This is a genomic window from uncultured Romboutsia sp., from assembly GCF_958366745.1.
GTDB lineage: Bacteria > Bacillota > Clostridia > Peptostreptococcales > Peptostreptococcaceae > Romboutsia > Romboutsia timonensis.
The window spans coordinates 1-18,911 of sequence record NZ_CATXCO010000024.1 but is presented as its reverse complement, the minus strand read 5'-3'; the positions used below and the strand labels follow the sequence as shown (position 1 = coordinate 18,911).

Sequence of the window (18,911 nt, the reverse complement as noted above, 5' to 3'; positions counted from 1 at the left end):
CATTCCTACACAGTCTAAAACAACATCTGCACCACCATTAGTTATTTCTTTTAAATATTCACCTGTATTATCGTAATCTTCAAAGTTTACTGTTTCAACACCTTTATATGATGCTGCATGTTTTAATCTATACCCAACATTATCTACAGCTATAATTCTATTTGCACCTCTAAGTATACACCATTTAATTGCTGTGAGACCTATTGGTCCACATCCAAGAACAACTACAGTATCACCTCGTTTTACACCTCCTATATCTACACCCCAATAAGAAGTAGGTAAAACATCTGTTAAAAACAATACTTGTTCATCTTGTAATTCTTCTGGAACTATAGTAGGTCCTACATTTGCATAAGGAACTCTTAAATATTCGGCTTGTCCTCCAGCATAGCCACCAAATGTATTACTATATCCAAATATACCTCCAGCCTCACCATTTGGATTTGAATTATCACATTGGCTAAATTGACCATGTTCACAATAACAACAATGACCACATGCAACTGGAAAAGGAATTATTACTCTGTCATTTTTCTTGACTTTAACAACATCTTTCCCAACTTCTTCTACTATTCCCATTGTTTCATGACCTAATCTAAATCCTTTTGGCATATTTGGTATCATTCCATGTATTAAATGTAAATCAGATCCACATATAGCAGTAGATGTTACTTTTATAATTATATCATCACTTTTTTCAATTTTCGGATCTTCAACATTTTCTACATCTACATTTTTCTTTCCATTATAAACTATAGCTTTCATATCGTCCTCCATATTATTATTTTTATTATTATTTTTAAAATTAGGTGTAGATATTCAATAGATTTAAAAATTTAACTATAGCTTAAGGATTTATAGATATAAAAGTTATAGTATAAATATAAACTAAGAGTGAAAGGCAGGATAAAAAAGAAATATTAAAAATATTTATATGAATTATAAAAAAGGATATAAGTAACCTTTTAAAAAAGTATACTTATATCCTTTTTATTAAATAATAATATTATTATATATTAACGAATAAAGTTAGTAGTTTCTCTATCTTCTAAATCTGGTCTATTAATATTATTTTTCTTACCTAAATCTATACACTTTAATAACCAAGCCATATTTCTTCCTAGAACTCTCATTGTTTGCATTCCTTCTAAGTCCTTAACTACTTCTTCTGGCGTGTTACCATGTACCATATTCCAATATTGTGAACTTACAACTGGCATATTAGAAATTGTAAGATATTTAGTTAATTGATCTAAAGTAGCTGTTGTACCAGCACGTCTTGCACTAGCTATAACTGAAGCAGGTTTAAATTGTAAGTGCTTACCTCCACTATAAAATACTCTATCTAAAAATGATGTTATTGAACCTGATGCTGCGGCATAGTGTACTGGAGAACCAAATATAAATCCATCTGCAGTTTTTGCTTTTTCTACAAATTCATTAACTATATCTTTCATAAAACATTCTCCAGTTTTACGACAAGTAGCACATCCTATACATCCACATATTGGTTTATTTCCTAATTGAAATATTTCAGTTTCTATATTATTTTCTTTTAAAGTTTTAGCTACTTCCTCTAATGCAGTAAAAGTGCACCCATATTTATGTGGGCTTCCATTGACTAATAATACTTTCAGAACTATTCCCCCTTATTTATCCTCAAAATATATTTAAAATTTATAAATGTAACTTATTACCAATTATATTATATTATTTAAATTCATATTTTAATAGTGCACACTTTTAATATATTAAGAAAGAATTTTATAAGTTGTAAATTCTACTATATTTATCAGTATAATATTTAATAATAGGTTTAGTATCAATACAACTATTACAACTATCTTTTATTATCTCAGTAGGCGACTTCATAAGACCATATTGATGCACATTTACTCTTAACCAGTTGTTTATATATCCTAATTTATCACTTTCAATCAAATGATCTACAGGTCCAAGCTCTTTTTCTATTTGACTTAAGAACTGACCACTGTAAATATTTCCTAAAGTATAAGAAGGGAAATACCCAAATAAACCACTATACCAATGACAGTCTTGAAGCACTCCAGTAGCGTCATCTAATGGGATTATGCCTAAATACTCTTTCATTTTATCATTCCAAGCAGTAGATAAATCTTTAACCTCTAAATTACCAGAGAATAAAGCCTTTTCAAGCTCAAAACGAATTATAACATGTAAATTATATGTTAGCTCATCTGCATCAATTCTAATTAGTGATGGTTCTACACTATTAATACCTTTATAAAATTTATTAAGAGAAATATTAGAGTAAGAAGGTAAAATCTCACAAACTTTATTATAGTGTTTTTTCCAGAAGGATAAATTTCTACCTATAATATTTTCATAAAATCTAGACTGACTTTCATGAATACCCATAGAAGCTCCAGTATTAAGTCTAGTTCCTACTAATTTAGGATTTATATTTTGTTCATATATTGCATGACCACCTTCATGAAGTACACTAAATAGAGAACTTCTTATATCGTTAATATCATAATTAGTTGTAATACGTACATCATAAGGACTATTTATACCAGTAGTAAAAGGATGTTCGCTTTGAGATAAGCATCCAGATTTAAAGTCAAAATTAATAACATCTAAGAAATAATTAGAAAGTCTTTCTTGTAAGTGTATAGGATAGTGTCCATTAAATATATGTTGATTTACTTTATCTTTTTTAGATATAGCTTCTATTAATGGTATAGTACCTTCCTTTAGTTCTTTAAAAATAGTATCTAATTGATTTTCAGTTATACCTTTTTCATAATCATCTAATAATGCGTTATATGTATCTACATTTGGTTTAGAATAACTATACATTTCTTTTGTAAGTTCAATTATTTCTTTTAAGTAAGGAACCATAGTTTTAAAATCATTATCTGATTTAGCTTTTTGCCATGTTTGTTCAGATTGAGATACAACCTGTATATACTTAGAGTATAAATTAGGTGGTATATTTTTATTATCGTCATATTGCTTTTTACATTCACTTATCATCTTTTTAGAAATAGAATCTAGATTATTAAATGTTTCTGGATTAGTTAAATTATCTAATAAATCTTTCATTTCATCACTAACGCTAAGCTCAAATGATTTACTAGATAACATAGTTAAAACACCTGTATTACTATCACCACCGTTATATGGCATACATGTTTGCATATCCCATTGTAGTATATTTGAAGCTTGTTCATATTGATTTATTTTATTAAGATATTCTTTGAATTCTTTCAATTTGTCCATAATTTAATCACTCTCCTTTTTATTAATATAGAATATGATAAATATAATATTAATATGAATTGGTAAAACTTGTCTAACTTTTTAATATAATGTTGATTTATAAACTATTTAGAAAATTAAAAAAGTAGGGGAATCATATATTCTCCTACTTGCAAGTTATCGATTCTAATTTACAAATAATCCAGTAAATAAGTGTACAAAATACAGGAATTATCCCTAAATACATTATTATATTTATTTGTGTAAAGTTTATTGTATTTGAATATTCACCATACTCTATTATATAACGTAAAATCATGCCTACAGTTGTACATAATAATGATATTGAATATACATGTATACTTTTGTTACTACTTAACAAACTTGTAAACAAAGTGGATAATATGCCATAGGATAGAATAATCATATATGCTTTTTCAAAATCAAATGACCATCTTTCATTTGATAGTGGAAACACAAAACATCCACAAAAAATTAAATAACCAATCAATACTAGCCATGATACTTTTTTATGTTTTTGAACAAATATTCTTATATTTTCCATATTAATTACCCCCTTGCAATATAATTAAATCTACGCATCCATTTCTTTAAATTACTGATGTGTTAAATGTGATAAATACATTTTTACCTCTTTTACGATATTTTCTTGTTATATTAGTAATTCTTATACTTGATTTAATGGTAATGTCTGTATATCTGTTAATATAAACTTTATATCTGGCATATTATAACCTTTGAAATATGGATATATATACATTATAACCTATATATATATTTGAAAATATCCATTTTCAACAATAATTTAAAATATAGCTAAAAATAAAAAAGTAATAATAAGAAATTTATTATATAAAAATTAATCTATTGTTTATTATTTTCTAATTCTTTATACTATTAAATATACAATGTATCTATTTAATAAGAGATGTATTAAAAGACGCATATAAGGAGGTCGAGTATGGCATATATAGAAGTTATAGATACATATAAAAGATATAAAGTGGGAGAAAATACTGTCGTAGCAAATAATGGAATCAACTTTTCTATTGAAAAAGGTGAATTTGTTGTAATTTTAGGACCAAGTGGTGCAGGAAAATCAACTGTACTAAACATTCTTGGTGGTATGGATACTTGTGATGAAGGTAAGATAATAATTGATAAAACTGATATATCAAAATTTAATAATAAGCAACTTACCAAATATAGAAGACACGATGTAGGTTTTGTATTCCAATTTTATAATCTAGTACAAAATCTAACAGCAAAAGAAAATGTAGAGTTAGCTACGCAAATTTCAAAAAACTCCTTAGATGTAGATAAGACACTAGAGCTAGTTGGTCTTGAAGATAGAAAGGACAACTTTCCTTCTCAATTATCAGGAGGGGAGCAACAAAGGGTATCTATAGCAAGAGCTATTGCCAAAAATCCTAAGTTATTACTTTGTGATGAACCAACAGGTGCACTTGATTATAATACAGGTAAACAAGTTTTAAAAACATTACAGGATACTTGTAGAAATACAGGAACAACAGTTATAGTTATTACTCATAACTCTGCAATTGCTCAAATGGCAGATAGAGTTATAAAAATTAATGATGCAAAAGTTAGAAGTATTGAAGTAAATAAAAATCCACTTTCAATAGAACATATTGAGTGGTAGAGGTGTAGTATATGAGATATAGAGCATATAAAAAATCTATTACAAGAGAAATATTATCCTCAAAGGCTAGATTTGCTTCAATATTAGTTATTATTCTTTTAGGAGTAGCTTTTTTCTCTGGAATAAAATCATCAGGACCAGATATGAATAAAGCTATAAATGAGCTTTATAAAAATCAAAATCTTATGGATAGTAAAATAGTATCAACATTAGGTTTAACTGATAAAGACTTAGAATTACTTAAAAACAATGATAAGATATTAGATTTTTATTCATCACACACTATAGATGCAAATCTTGAAAATATAAATAGTGTAGTAAGATTTATGGAATATGATAAAAACAATAATATAAATGAATTTATTGTAGTTGATGGTAGATTACCTAAAAATAGTGGAGAGATAGCACTAGATGAACAAGCCTTAAAGGTAAACAAGAATTTAAAAATTGGAGATACTTACACAATACAATCTGATGAAGATACAATGAAATATTTTAATAAGAAAACATTTAAAATTGTTGGTATTGTAAAAAGTCCAATGTATATGGAAAAAGAATCAAGAGGAACTACTACAGTAGGTAAAGGTAGCATTGATTATTTTGCAGTAGTAAATAAAGACGACATATCTATGGATGCATATACAGAAATATATGTTAGATTTAAAAATGTTCAAAGTCTTGATGCTTATAGTGATGAATATAAAGATACGATGGAAGAAAATAAAAAATATCTTGAAAACTTATATTCAGATAGAAAAATAGATAGAGTAGAGGAAATAAAAGCTACTGCACAAGAAGAGTTAGATAAAGCATATGCTGAAATAGAAGAAAATGAAAATAAGCTTTTATCTGCACAAAAAGGAATAGAATCTGGAAAAGAAAAGTTACAAGAAGGAAAAAAACAATATGAACAAGGGTTAAAGTCCTATGAAGATGAAATTAAAGCTGGAGAATTAAGTATTTCAAATGGAAAAAAAGAGCTAGTAAAAGCACAAGAAGAACTTGATAAACAAAAGAAAACTTTAAATGCTGGGAAAGAAAAGTTAAATGAGTCAAAAATTTTACTTGATAATACTAAACAATCACTTCTAGCTCAAGGTATAGATTCAGATCAAAGTATAGAAAATATTGAAGATAGTACTTCAACTATAATACCTGTAGTAACTAAATATCAACAAGGTAGAAAACAGTATGAAGAACAATTAGCAGCTATTAATTACGGGGAAGCTAAGTTACAAGAAGGTCAAAAACAATTAGAAAATGCGAAAGTAGAACTTAAAAAAGGCGAAAAAGACCTTGAAAATGGTAAAATAAAAGGAAAGTCAGATTTAGCTAAAGCTAAAGAACAACTAGAAGTTTCACAACAAACATTAACTAATGGTGAAGCAGAAATTAAAGAAAATACTCAAAAGTTATTAGATGCTAAAGAAGAAATAAAAAAAGAACAAGATAAGATTGATAGTATAGAAGGTAAGTATTACTTTTTTGATAGAACTGACAATATAGGATATTCTGGTTTAAAAGATTCTATTAATAGTTTAGATAGTATAGCATCAGTATTTCCTGTATTTTTCTTTTTAATAGCAGTATTAATTTGTTTAACAACTATGACTAGAATGGTAGAAGAAAACAGAGGGGAAATAGGAACTCTTAAAGCATTAGGATATAATGATTTAGAAATATCTAGAAAGTTTGTTGTATATGCATCTTTAGCAAGTATTATAGGTAGCGTTATAGGAATACTTATTGGATGTAATATACTACCACAAATAATAAATACATCTTATGGTAGCCTATATAATTTACCAAGTTTAGATATATACTATTATCCATCATATGTAATTCAGTCTATATTAATTTCAATACTATGTACAGTTGGAGCAGCATTATATGTACTAAGAGTTGAACTAAAAAGTACTCCATCCAATTTAATGAGAGCAAAAGCTCCTAAGATAGGGAAGAAAATATTACTAGAAAGAATTGCTCCTTTATGGAAAAGATTAAACTTTAATCAAAAAGTTACTTTTAGAAATATCTTTAGATACAAGCAACGTATGATAATGACTGTATTTGGTATTGCAGGATGTATGGCAATGCTTGTTACAGGATTTGGACTTCAAGATTCTAATAATGGTATGTTAGAAAAGCAATTTAATAAATTGTGGAAATATGATGCTATGGTAATATTTAATGATAGTTATAATGATGAAGAAACAAAAAAGTACAATAATACTTTAAATAATCTAAAAGGTTATGAACGTAATTTAGGTATACATCAAGAAACAGTAACTTTTAGCAAAGAAGATATGAACAAACAAAGTGTTACTATGTATGTACCAAAAGATATAGATAAAATTAATGATTTTATATTATTAAATGATAGAAAGTCAGAAAAAGAATATAAAATATCAGATAATGGTGTTATAATAACTGAAAAACTAGCAAAACTTTTAGATGCATCAGTTGGAGATACAATAACACTAAATGATGAAGAAAATAATCCGTATAAAGTTAAAGTTGATAATATATGTGAAAATTATTTTGCACATTATATTTACATGTCACCAGCATATTATGAAAAGACTTTTGGTAAAAGTGTAAATTATAATATGGAGCTTTTAAATTTTGATTCTAAAAAAATGAACAAGGATGAAATATCTAATAAAATTATGAATTGTTACAATGTAATAAATGTTACATTAATGTCTGATATTAAAAAATCAACTGAAGAATCTAGTGCAAATCTAGATATGATTATGTTAGTAATAATAATAGCATCTGGTTGTCTTGCTTTTGTAGTTTTATATAACTTAAACAATGTAAATGTATCAGAAAGAATAAGAGAGTTATCTACTATAAAAGTACTTGGTTTTTATGACAATGAAGTTACAATGTATATATTAAGAGAGAATATAATACTTACTTTCCTTGGTGTATTATGTGGAGCTTTTTTAGGTAAATTATTGCATACATTTATACTTTATACATCTGAAACTGATAATATAATGATGTATCCAGAAATATCTATAAAAGGATACTTATTTTCAGCACTTATAACCATATTCTTCTCAATGATAGTTATGGTTATGATGCATATTAAATTAAAAAAGGTTGATATGATAGATGCATTAAAGTCAAATGAATAATTAAAATAAATTAAAACTCTAAATATAAGTAAAAAATACTTATACTTAGAGTTTTTTTGTATATTATAAGTATAAAAATTGATTAATATATGCGATTAAACTCAGCAGCCTCTGCATCATTTTTAGTATTGTGAACTGTACCTTGTGGATGTTGTGGTGGGGCATATATAACATACAATTTAAGAGGTTTATTACCAAGATTAACTATATCGTGCCATTTGCCAGCAGGTATCATAATAGCATAACCATCAGAAGCTATTTTTTGAAAATCTAAATTATCTTGACTATCTCCCATTTTAACAAGTGCCTCTCCTTCTTCAATACGTATGAATTGGTCACCACTTGTATGAACTTCTAATCCAATATCATCTCCAACACCAATTGACATTAATGTAACTTGTAAATTATTTCCTGTCCATAAAGCAGTACGGAAATTATTATTTTCCTCAGAAGCATCCTCAATATCAATTACAAATGGATTAGGACCATAATCTTTTAATGTAGGAATTGGTCTATTAGATTTTTGGTTATATATTGGCATATTAGGAAACATAGGAGGATACATCATTTGTGGAGCATACCAAAACATATATGGTAACATATTATACATTTGTGGATTAAACATAAATGGATATTGTCTAGGCATATTATACATATTTTATATCTCCTTTTATAGACTTTAATAACATAATATTATAATTAAAAATACAAAGTGCTTATCTACCTTATATTTTTAGAATAAATACGTATTTAAAAAGTAATTAAATCAGCTATATACTTGTTATAGATATTTAAAAATTAAAAGAAATTATTTATGATTAATAGATTTAATTGACACTAATATAGCCTTAAATATATAATCTATATTTAGGTATAAAAATTAAATAGACTAGAGGTGAACTATGACAAACGATATGACAAAGGGAAGTCCCTTAAAAATTTTCATATTATTTTCTATACCACTACTTATAGGAAATATATTTCAACAATTATATAGTATGGTAGATACTATAATAGTAGGTAGATTCGTAGGAGTTGATGCTCTAGCAGCAGTAGGTTCTACAGGATCAATGTTCTTTTTAGTAAATGGAATGATACTAGGATTAACAAGTGGATTCTCTGTATTAGTTTCTCAAAAATTTGGAGCAAAAGATGAAGATGGAATAAAAAAAGCAGTAGCTAGTAATATAAAGTTAACAGTAATTTCAACAATAATAATTACAGCAGTTGCATTATTAGTAAAAAATCCATTGCTTTCTATGATGAATACTCCAGATAATATTTTAAACGATGCAAACACATATATAACTATAATATTTGCAGGTATATTTACTCAAACAGCTTATAATATGGCAGCTGGGATATTAAGAGCCTTAGGAGATAGTAAAACGCCATTATATTTTTTAATAATATCATCAATACTTAACATAGTTTTAGATTTAGTATTTATTGTTAACTTTAAAATGGGAGTTGCAGGAGCAGCTTACGCCACAAATATAGCTCAAGGTTTTTCTGCATTATTATGTTTAGCATATAGTTATAAGAAATTTAAGGTTTTAAGACTTAAGAAAAAAGATTTTAACGTAGAAAAAGATTACTATAAAACACATTTAAAAATTGCTATACCAATGGGATTACAATTTTCAGTAACAGCAGTTGGTATAATTATAGTTCAAAGTGCTGTAAATGTATTTGGATCAGATGTTATAGCATCTTATACAGCATCATCTAAGGTTTTACAATTAGTTATGCAACCATTAGTTTCATTTGGAGTTACAATAGCAACTTATGCAGGGCAAAACTTAGGAGCGAAAAACTATGACCGTATTAAATATGGAATGAAAATAATGAATATTATTTCTATAGTAACTAGTATAATTGCAGGAGCTGTTTTAGTGTTATTTGGAAAGTATTTTGTAATGATGTTTATAGAAAATCCAAGTGATGAAATAATTAGATATACTCAAGAGGTATTAAACTACTCTGCATTATTTATGATATTCTTAGGTTTTATATTTGTATATAGAAACGTGCTACAAGGTATGGGAGAGTCTTTTGTACCTATGATGGCAGGTATTTATGAGTTAGTAGCTAGAAGTTTAGTTGTATTTATACTACCAAAGTATATTGGATTTGCGGGTATATGTTTAGCAGACCCAATTGCATGGATAGCAGCAGCTCTTCCTCTAATGTTTACTTATTATAATAAAATCAAAAAAATAATTCCTGAAAATAAAGAAGGTATTGCTACGTAGCAATACCTTCTTTAATAGGTGGACAGAGAACTTTACTTATTGGATATATATTATATAATAATACTAATAAATAAATTTAATATACTAAAAACTAAAGGGATAGGAGCATATGCTCCTATCTTTTTTACTCTTAAGGATATTATAATACTTTAAAAAATATGGATAATTTCTGAATGTAAGTAATATCAATAAATTGGTTTTGAGCGTAAAAAGATTTTGAGCAACGGACGAAGTCGTTGGCGACATGAAATGTTTCGCCGACACGTCGCTCAAGCGAAGCGAATTTTTTATATATGAAGATATTATAAAATATATATCTTGTGGATAGCTTGTAATCTAATACTTCTTTAGATCAAAGTGAATTTTCTTAATAATTCTTAATAAAATTATATGTATTTTAATAATTTTTACTTTATATAATTAAGAAAACAAAACAAATAGGGGGAATAGGAAGTGAACTGGCTTGCAGAAAAAACAATAAAGCACAAGGGTGTAATAATTATAGCCTTTACGTTAATGGTAGTATTTAGTATATTTGCAGCACCTAACGTAAGCATAAACTACCAAATGGCAGATTATTTACCAGAGGACTCAAAATCAACAGTATCATTAAACTTAATGAACAAAGAATTTGATAAAAGTCCTCCAAATGTAAGGATAATGCTAGAGGATGTAAGTATAGCTGAGGCTTTAAACTATAAAGAAAAAATATCAAAAGTTAATGGAGTAAAGGAAATAAACTGGCTAGATGATAGTGTTAATATACAACAGCCATTAGATATGATAGATACAGATACTCTAAATTCTTGGTATAAAGACAACAATGCTTTATTTACAGCATTAGTAGATAAAGGTGATACTTTAAAACAAACTATTGAAGATATAAAAGAAATAGTAGGGGATAAAGGTATAGTTGCTGGAGATGCAGTAACAGAAAACTATGCAAAAACATCAACAAGTGAAGAAATTCAAAAGATTATGTTATTTATTATACCAGTTATAGTATTAATACTTATGATAAGTACTAGCTCTTGGTTTGAACCATTTTTATTTTTATTTACTGTAGGTATATCTATACTAATAAATACAGGAACAAACATATTCTTAGGTGAGATTTCATTTATAACAAATGCAACAGCTGCAATTTTACAACTAGCAGTATCTATGGACTATGCAATATTTTTACTTCATAGATTTGCAGAATTTAGAGATGAAGGCCTAGATGTAAAAGAAGCTATGGTTAATGCTATGAAAAAGTCTTATACATCTATATTATCAAGCGGACTTACAACTATACTTGGATTCTTAGCTCTTACACTTATGAGATTTAAGATAGGTCCAGATTTAGGTACAGTACTTGCAAAGGGGATAGTGTTTAGTCTTTTATCTGTAATGTTTTTACTTCCAGTTTTAACAATATATACTTACAAAATAATAGATAAAACACATCATAGAAGTTTTATGCCTAGTTTTGATAAGTTTAGTAAAGTTGCATTAAAATTAGGTCCTATATTTGTAATAATAGTAGCTATTTTAGTTTATCCAGCTTATTTAGCTCAAGGTAAAAATAATTTTACATATGGTGCATCCTCTATGGCAAGTAGTGAAAAAACACAAATAGGTAGAGATACTAAAAAAATAGATGATACCTTTGGTAAAAGTAATCCGGTTGTATTTATAGTACCATCAGATGATCCAGTAGATGAAAAAGAAGTTGGAGAAGAAATTAATAATATTAAAGGTGTAACTAGTATTATATCTTACTCAATGAATGTTGGAAATGAAATACCTAAAGATTATGTACCTAAAGATCAATTATCAGATTTAGTTAGTGGTGATTATAGTAGGATGATAGTAACACTTTCTGCAGATGAGGAAAGTGATATTGCTTTTAATGCAGTAAAAGAAATGAGTGAATTAGGTAAAAAATACTTTGGGGATGATTATTATATAGCTGGAGGTAGTCCAAGTGCTTATGATATTAAGGAAACTGTAACTAGCGACAATGTAATTACAACTTTAGGAGCAATTATAGCAATAGGAGTTGTAATAATGCTTACTTATCGTTCTTTATCAATACCAATAATATTATTAATAGCTATTGAAGCTTCAATATGGATAAATCTTTCTTATTCATATTTTAATGGTATAAGTATAGCTTACATTGGATTTATGGTAATAAGTGCTGTTCAGCTAGGAGCAACAGTTGACTATGCCATATTATTTGCAAATGGATACTTAGAAAATAGAAAAGAATACAATAAGCACGATTCAGCAATTAATACATTAAAAACCTCTACAGGTGCAATACTTACTTCTGGTACTATTTTGGCTTTAGCTGGATTTACTTTAGGTAAAATATCTACAAATGAAGTAATAGCACAACTTGGAATACTAATAGGTAGAGGAGCAATACTTTCAATGATATCAGTATTATTCTTCTTGCCAACAGTTTTAATTATATGTGATAAATTAATTGAAAAAACAACTATGAAAACACATTTTTATAAGGAGGGAGAAAAAAATGAGCAATTATGTAAAAACTAAGAATGTAAAAAAAGCAAGTACTTTTGTACTTACTACATCAATATTAATGGGGAGTGTATATCCTGCATTTGCAGATACAAATACATCTAAAGATGAGGTTGTATACGTTAAGTTAAATAATAATGGAAATGTAGACAATGTATATGTTGTAAATAGTTTTGATGTAAAAAATGGTGAAAAAATAGTAGATTACGGAAGATATTCTAATGTATTAAATCTTTCTACAAGTGATAAATTAAACTATTCAAGTGGTGTAGTTGATGTTAATGTAAGTGATACAAATAAAAAGTTTTATTATCAAGGTGATATGAAAAATTGTGAAATACCTTGGGATATAAATATAAGATATACTCTTGATGGCAAAAATATATCTTCAGAGGAATTAGCAGGTAAAAGTGGAAATTTAGAAATAAGTTTTGATATAAAGAAAAATGATACTGTAGATGAAGTTTTCTTTAATAACTATGCATTACAAATATCTTTAACTTTAGATGGAGATAAATGTAGTGATATTATAGCTGATGGAGGAACTATTGCTAGTGTAGGAAATAATAAGACTATTACCTATATAAAGTTAGCAGGGGAAGAAGCAAGCTACACTATAAACTCAAATGTTGAGAACTTTGAAATGGACTCAATATCTTTTAATGGATTAAATATGGATATGAATGTAGATGTAAATGTTGATGATATGACTAGTTCATTTGATACTTTAGTTGATGCAATAGATAAATTAAATGATGGAGCTTCAGAGCTAAAAAGTGGTGTAGATACTTATAAAAATGGAGTAAGTACACTTTATACTGGTAGTTCAAAATTGCTAGAAGGAGTTAGTAGCTATAAGAGTGGAGTAAATACACTTTATACTGGTAGTTCAAAATTACAAGAAGGAGTTAGTAGCTATAAGAGTGGAGTAAATAGTTTAGATAAAGGAATAAATAGTCTACAAAGTGGATTAAATGGATATAAAGATGGAGTTAATTCTCTTTATAGTAATAGCCAAAAACTATTAGAAGGGGCTAAAAGTTTAAATAGTGGTGTGAAAGCTTTAGAATCTGGAGTTAGTTCTTTAAATCAAGGAGTTAATAATTTAGAATCAGGTTTAAATACCTTAGCTTATGGATCATCTAGTTACAAACAAAATGTAAATAGCTATGTACAATCAGTGAATCAAGTTGTATCAGCTTTAAAATCAAATTTAAGTGAAGAGCAAATAGAAGCTTTAAATTTAGATGCTCTTGTATCAGGTGCACAAGGTTTAGCATCAGCATATGAAAATATAGATTTAGGTATAAATAACTCTAAAGTTGGTGCTAGTTCAATAAGTGATGGTGCAGGAAGTTTAGCAAACAATATAGGAACTTTATCTCAAGGTTCAAATAATCTTTACAGTGGTATTGAAGCACTTAGTGGTGGAAGTGGTGCCTTGTTAAGTGGAATAAATGAAATAGAAGGTGGAGCATCAAGTTTAAAAAGTGGAAGTAGTGCATTAGTAAGTGGAATAAATGAAATAGAAGGTGGAGCATCAAGCTTAAAAAGTGGAAGCAGTGCATTAGTAAGTGGAATAAATGAAATAGAAGGTGGAGCATCAAGTTTAAAAAATGGAAGTAGCACATTAGTAAGTGGAATTGATAGTATAGGAGAAGGTGTATCAGCTTTAAGTAAAGGAACTAATGAGCTTAATAGTAAAACATCAAATTTACCAGATGAGATAGATGATAAAATAGATGAAATGGTATCAAAATACTCTAATAGTGATTTTAATCCAGTATCTTTTGCAAGTGAAGAAAATACTAATGTAGAATCGGTACAATTTGCTATAAGAACTGATGCAATAAAAGTAAAAGATGAAGAAAAGGTTGAAGAAGAAAAAGTAGAAGAAAAAAATATGTGGCAACTATTTACAGATTTATTTAAAAAAGGTAAATAGTGAAAATTAACTTTGCTAATAATTTACAAAACATGATAAAATATATAAGTAAAATGAAATAAAAGGGCATATCTTAAGTTATTACTTAAGGTAAGCCCTTAAGTAATATAGGGGAGAATTGATATGTCTAAAATATTAATTGTTGATGATGATAGAGAAATAGCATCACTTATAGGTGATAGTTTATATGATGAAGGTTATGAAACTTTATTGGCATATGACGGAGAGATTGCATTAGAGAAAGTATCTAACAATTTAGATTTAGAAATGATTATACTTGATATTATGATGCCTAAAGTAGATGGATTAGAAGTATGTAGAAAAATAAGAGAAAAAGTAAGTTGTCCAATAATATTTGTAAGTGCAAAAAGTAGGACATTAGATACTGTATTAGGATTAGAAATAGGAGCAGATGATTATATAACTAAACCTTTTATAGTAGATGAATTAGTTGCAAGGGTAAAGGCTCATCTAAGAAGAGAAAAAAGAAGAAATAGTATAGGAAATAATATAATCAAAATTGGTGAAATAGAAATACATAAAGATAGCTATGAAGTATACCTTAATAAAGAATTAATAGATTTATCAACTAGAGAATTTCAATTATTTTTATACTTATGTGAAAATGCAGGACAAGTATTATCTAGAGAACAAATATTTAATTCTGTATGGGGAAGTGATTTTGGTGATATAGGTACTGTAGCAGTAAATATAAAAAGTTTAAGAGATAAAATTGATAAGGAAAATAAATACATAAAAACTATATGGGGTGTAGGGTACAAACTTATAAAGCCTATAGGAGAGGTTATATGAACTTAAAAAAGAAGCTTAGTATTATTGTTTTATTATGCTTTACTTTAAATATGCTACTTTTATTTGGTTATTATGAGTTAGTTTTATACGATAAAATAGAAGAAAGTCTTAATACTATGCAGATAGAATTAAGAAATGATGTAAATTATATATCATCACAAATAAAAAGATTACAAGGCACGGATAATATTAAAGATTGGATAAATAACATTGATAATATTGATAGCATTAATATAAGCATAGAAAGAGGCGATAATACTTTATTATATGAGTATAAAACATATGAAAAATCATTACTAAATGTAACATTTACAGATTTAATTAATATTAAAGATAATGTATATATGATAAAGGTTGAGAGACCTCTTCAAATAAGTAAGATTAGAAATATTCCATTTATTAAAGATATAGTAGTAGCAGAAGTTGTTATAGGAGTATTTATTTTAATTTTTATACTAATTATTATTTATTATAAAATAGTAAATCCAATAATGTATTTACAAAAGGATATAGAAAACTATAAGTTTGGCATAAAGCCAATAAAAACTAATAGATGTGATGAAATAGGATGGTTAAAAAATAATTTTGTAGAGCTTACGGAAAAACTAGATGAAGAAAAGAAAAATCAAAATAGAATAATAGCTTCTATTTCACATGATATAAAAACACCACTTACATCTATTATGGGATATTCAGAGATGATAAAAAATAAAAATATATCTCAAGAAAGAAAAAATAGATATATGGAAATAATCTACTCTAAATCTCAAAATATTAAAGAGTTAATAGATGAATTTGATATTTATTTAGGATCTAATTTAGAAAGTAGTATAAAAAAGAAACCTATATCAGTAAAAGAATTATCAAAAATTATTGACGAAGAGTATAGGGATGAATTAACACAATTATGCATAGAATTTGATATAAAATCTAATTGTGATGAATCTATATTAAATATAGATATGTCAAAAATGAGAAGAGTCTTTGGAAACATTATTGGAAACAGTATAAAAAATATGAAAAAAGATTACAAGAAAATTGAAATTAACTTTAATAATGATAAAGAAAATATTTTGATTTCTATAGCAGATAATGGATGTGGAGTGGATGATGATAAGATAGATAAAATTTTTGAAGCACTTTATACATCTGATAAAAGTAGAAATGTAGCAGGATTAGGGTTGTCAATTTGTAAGAGTATAGTAGAATGTCATGGTGGAAAGATATATGCAAAAAATAACTTTTATGGTGGCCTTACTATAGTTATAGTTTTAAAGCGTAATAATTAATTTAATTATTTTAATACTAAAATACCCTTGGGTAGTGAATCGCTACCTAAGGGTATTTTTTATGTACAAGGAAACTATATTAATTTTAATAAAATAGTTATTACACCAAGAATTCCAAGACATGTACCTACAACTTTATTTAACTTTTTAATCTCACACTTATTTGCAAACTTTGCACTAACATAAGCACCAATAACACAACAAATTACAACTAATAAAGTTGGTAAAATTTCAACTGTAGCTCCCATAGAAATATGACTTACAGTACCAGTTAAAGCAACCAAAGTCATAATCATAGTACTTGTACCTACAGCCACTTTTAAATTATAACCAAGATGCAATGTAAATACTGTAAGCATTAAAATTCCTCCGCCACTTCCAGTAAATCCACAAATCCAACCTATACCACATCCAAATAACATTGATTGTGTGATTTTTTTCTTACTTATGTGTTCTAATCCAGATTCAGCATCATGACCTTCTTCAATAGGCTTTATTAAAAACTTTATACCAAGTCCAATTGTAGTTATCATAGAAATATATCCTAGTCCATCTGGTTGAGACTGTGAAAAAAGGTATCCACAATAGCTACCTATAATAGTTCCTATAAAAGCTGTAATTGCAACAAGCATACCATTTTTTAAATCAATATTCTTATTTTTATAATAAGTGTATGCAGTAAGTAAACTAGCAAGAACATCAGCTGCAAGTGCTACTGTTACAGCATCATAACTTTGCCATTCACATACACTGACAAGTAAAGGTGTGATAACTACTGCGGCAGAAAGACCCGCAAGCCCAGTTACAACACCAGCACCAGCTCCGGCTAAAATATAAACAAGGTATAACATAGTTTATTTTCCCCCTTTAGTTTATCTTATAATACTAATTTCTTTTTCAATTTATATATTTAATTATACATTAGAAACTATTTGATTTAACTATATAATATAAACTTTTAATAAATTTTAATATTTTATTAACTTTATTATTTTTTAATTAGAGTCTATTTTTCTGATTAAATTAGTTTATTAAAAGAATACATTATATAGCTAAATCTAACTAAAAGATAATTTATAGTCACAATTATCTCAAAATAGTATCATCTCATTATAAAGGAATATAGTATTTAAAATTCAAAAGTTAAATAATACAATAAATATCAACTGGAAAAACTTGTAAAAAGATGTAGAATATTATAGAATAATAGGGTGTATAATGATAAGGTACATAATGGATAATCTAACAAAATATATAGGGGATATTCAATTATGAATTATTATGAAAGGCAAAAATATGGTTATAAAAAGGCATTTTAAAAAATTAATAACAACAACATTAGTTGGAATTACTGTACTTACACCTATAAATAAATTATCTTATGCCCAATCCAAAAACTTAATATTTAATAACATAAATATAGAACAAGGTATAAGTCAATCTACTATAGAGGATATATTCCAAGATAGTGAAGGGTATATATGGCTAGGTACAAATGATGGTTTAAATAGATATAATGGATATGAATTTAAAAATTACAACTATGAAGAATATCAAAATAGTATAAGTCATAATGGAATAACAGATATAACTGAAGACAAATACGGTAACATTTGGGTAAATACAGTTAGTGGAGTAAATAAGATAAACAAAAAGACAGAAAAAATATCAAACTACACAGAAATTAACGGAAAAATAAAAGAGGATAGTACTACAGAAATTATAGTAACAAAAGATAATAATATTTTAGTAGGTACATATGAAGGATTAAACATATACAATGCTAAAGAAGATAGATTTGATATTATATTAGAACAAAAAGATGGAATCTTAAGTAGTTGTATATATTCAATAGATGAAGATATTAACGGGAATATATGGATAGGTACGGAATTAGGTTTAAATAAGCTATCTAAAGATTTTAAAGTTTTAGAAACATATACAAGTGAAAGTGAAATCTACAATATATTTTGTGATGATGAAAATGGATTTGTATGGGCAGGG

14 protein-coding genes are annotated in these 18,911 nt (G+C 27.0%); 8 read left to right on the top strand and 6 right to left on the bottom strand.

The window, feature by feature from the left end; genetic code table 11:
* The 4 genes from Q5F54_RS03515 to Q5F54_RS03500 form a co-directional block, all read right to left on the bottom strand.
* The coding region (locus tag Q5F54_RS03515; protein WP_302333977.1) for an alcohol dehydrogenase catalytic domain-containing protein at positions 1 to 765 on the bottom strand (765 nt) is incomplete at its 3' end.
* 251 nt (positions 766 to 1,016) lie between these two features.
* A complete protein-coding gene (locus Q5F54_RS03510) occupies positions 1,017 to 1,637 on the bottom strand; it encodes a flavodoxin family protein (protein WP_281537576.1) in 621 nt (206 codons plus the stop codon).
* Positions 1,638 to 1,764: 127 nt separating this feature from the next.
* Complete coding sequence (locus tag Q5F54_RS03505) at positions 1,765 to 3,264, bottom strand: carboxypeptidase M32 (RefSeq protein WP_281537570.1); 1,500 nt, start codon at positions 3,262 to 3,264, stop codon at positions 1,765 to 1,767.
* Between the two features lie 145 nt (positions 3,265 to 3,409).
* A complete protein-coding gene (locus tag Q5F54_RS03500) occupies positions 3,410 to 3,808 on the bottom strand; it encodes a hypothetical protein (protein ID WP_281537569.1) in 399 nt (132 codons plus the stop codon).
* 417 nt (positions 3,809 to 4,225) lie between these two features.
* Between Q5F54_RS03500 and Q5F54_RS03495 the strand changes: the two genes are divergently transcribed.
* Together Q5F54_RS03495 and Q5F54_RS03490 are read left to right on the top strand one after the other, a co-directional pair.
* On the top strand, positions 4,226 to 4,927 hold the full coding sequence (locus Q5F54_RS03495; protein WP_071120266.1) for an ABC transporter ATP-binding protein: 702 nt from the start codon (positions 4,226 to 4,228) through the stop codon (positions 4,925 to 4,927).
* 11 nt (positions 4,928 to 4,938) lie between these two features.
* A complete protein-coding gene (locus Q5F54_RS03490) occupies positions 4,939 to 8,073 on the top strand; it encodes an FtsX-like permease family protein (RefSeq protein WP_302333976.1) in 3,135 nt (1,044 codons plus the stop codon).
* Positions 8,074 to 8,155: 82 nt separating this feature from the next.
* Here Q5F54_RS03490 and Q5F54_RS03485 read toward each other — a convergent pair whose 3' ends face one another.
* Complete coding sequence (locus tag Q5F54_RS03485; protein ID WP_281537567.1) at positions 8,156 to 8,728, bottom strand: cupin domain-containing protein; 573 nt, start codon at positions 8,726 to 8,728, stop codon at positions 8,156 to 8,158.
* Positions 8,729 to 8,975: 247 nt separating this feature from the next.
* Between Q5F54_RS03485 and Q5F54_RS03480 the strand changes: the two genes are divergently transcribed.
* The 5 genes from Q5F54_RS03480 to Q5F54_RS03460 all read left to right on the top strand — a co-directional run bounded on the left by Q5F54_RS03480 (position 8,976) and on the right by Q5F54_RS03460 (position 16,907).
* On the top strand, positions 8,976 to 10,328 hold the full coding sequence (locus tag Q5F54_RS03480) for an MATE family efflux transporter (protein ID WP_281537566.1): 1,353 nt from the start codon (positions 8,976 to 8,978) through the stop codon (positions 10,326 to 10,328).
* A 453-nt stretch (positions 10,329 to 10,781) separates the two neighbouring features.
* The gene (locus tag Q5F54_RS03475; protein ID WP_288526040.1) at positions 10,782 to 12,875 is read left to right on the top strand and encodes an RND family transporter; all 2,094 of its coding nucleotides are present in this window, start codon (positions 10,782 to 10,784) and stop codon (positions 12,873 to 12,875) included.
* Positions 12,853 to 14,805, top strand: a complete 1,953-nt coding sequence (locus Q5F54_RS03470; RefSeq protein ID WP_281537741.1) for a hypothetical protein — start codon at positions 12,853 to 12,855, stop codon at positions 14,803 to 14,805. The genes Q5F54_RS03475 and Q5F54_RS03470 overlap by 23 nt, the downstream gene beginning before the upstream one ends.
* A 123-nt stretch (positions 14,806 to 14,928) precedes the next feature.
* Positions 14,929 to 15,618 (top strand): response regulator transcription factor, encoded by a 690-nt coding sequence (locus Q5F54_RS03465; RefSeq protein WP_281537742.1) that lies wholly within the window; start codon positions 14,929 to 14,931, stop codon positions 15,616 to 15,618.
* Positions 15,615 to 16,907 (top strand): sensor histidine kinase KdpD, encoded by a 1,293-nt coding sequence (locus Q5F54_RS03460; protein ID WP_302333975.1) that lies wholly within the window; start codon positions 15,615 to 15,617, stop codon positions 16,905 to 16,907. Before Q5F54_RS03465 ends, Q5F54_RS03460 begins: the two co-directional genes overlap by 4 nt.
* Positions 16,908 to 16,981: 74 nt before the next feature.
* Here the strand turns inward: Q5F54_RS03460 and Q5F54_RS03455 are convergent, their stop codons facing one another.
* Positions 16,982 to 17,758: a sulfite exporter TauE/SafE family protein gene (locus tag Q5F54_RS03455; RefSeq protein ID WP_288526042.1), complete on the bottom strand. Its 777-nt coding sequence runs from the start codon at positions 17,756 to 17,758 to the stop codon at positions 16,982 to 16,984.
* Between the two features lie 445 nt (positions 17,759 to 18,203).
* On the opposite strand from Q5F54_RS03455, the gene Q5F54_RS03450 reads away from it, so the two are divergent.
* Positions 18,204 to 18,911, top strand: a 708-nt coding sequence (locus Q5F54_RS03450) for a two-component regulator propeller domain-containing protein (RefSeq protein WP_302333974.1), incomplete at its 3' end; no start/stop codon positions are given.

Excerpts from the sequence above, each read along its gene's own strand:
- Q5F54_RS03455 (WP_288526042.1), bottom strand. The coding sequence starts at position 17,758 with ATGTTATACCTTGTTTATATTTTAGCCGGAGCTGGTGCTGGTGTTGTA.
- Q5F54_RS03490 (WP_302333976.1), top strand. The coding sequence starts at position 4,939 with ATGAGATATAGAGCATATAAAAAATCTATTACAAGAGAAATATTATCC.
- Q5F54_RS03500 (WP_281537569.1), bottom strand. The coding sequence starts at position 3,808 with ATGGAAAATATAAGAATATTTGTTCAAAAACATAAAAAAGTATCATGG.
- Q5F54_RS03460 (WP_302333975.1), top strand. The coding sequence starts at position 15,615 with ATGAACTTAAAAAAGAAGCTTAGTATTATTGTTTTATTATGCTTTACT.
- Q5F54_RS03485 (WP_281537567.1), bottom strand. The coding sequence starts at position 8,728 with ATGTATAATATGCCTAGACAATATCCATTTATGTTTAATCCACAAATG.
- Q5F54_RS03470 (WP_281537741.1), top strand. The coding sequence starts at position 12,853 with ATGAGCAATTATGTAAAAACTAAGAATGTAAAAAAAGCAAGTACTTTT.
- Q5F54_RS03505 (WP_281537570.1), bottom strand. The coding sequence starts at position 3,264 with ATGGACAAATTGAAAGAATTCAAAGAATATCTTAATAAAATAAATCAA.
- Q5F54_RS03480 (WP_281537566.1), top strand. The coding sequence starts at position 8,976 with ATGACAAACGATATGACAAAGGGAAGTCCCTTAAAAATTTTCATATTA.
- Q5F54_RS03495 (WP_071120266.1), top strand. The coding sequence starts at position 4,226 with ATGGCATATATAGAAGTTATAGATACATATAAAAGATATAAAGTGGGA.
- Q5F54_RS03465 (WP_281537742.1), top strand. The coding sequence starts at position 14,929 with ATGTCTAAAATATTAATTGTTGATGATGATAGAGAAATAGCATCACTT.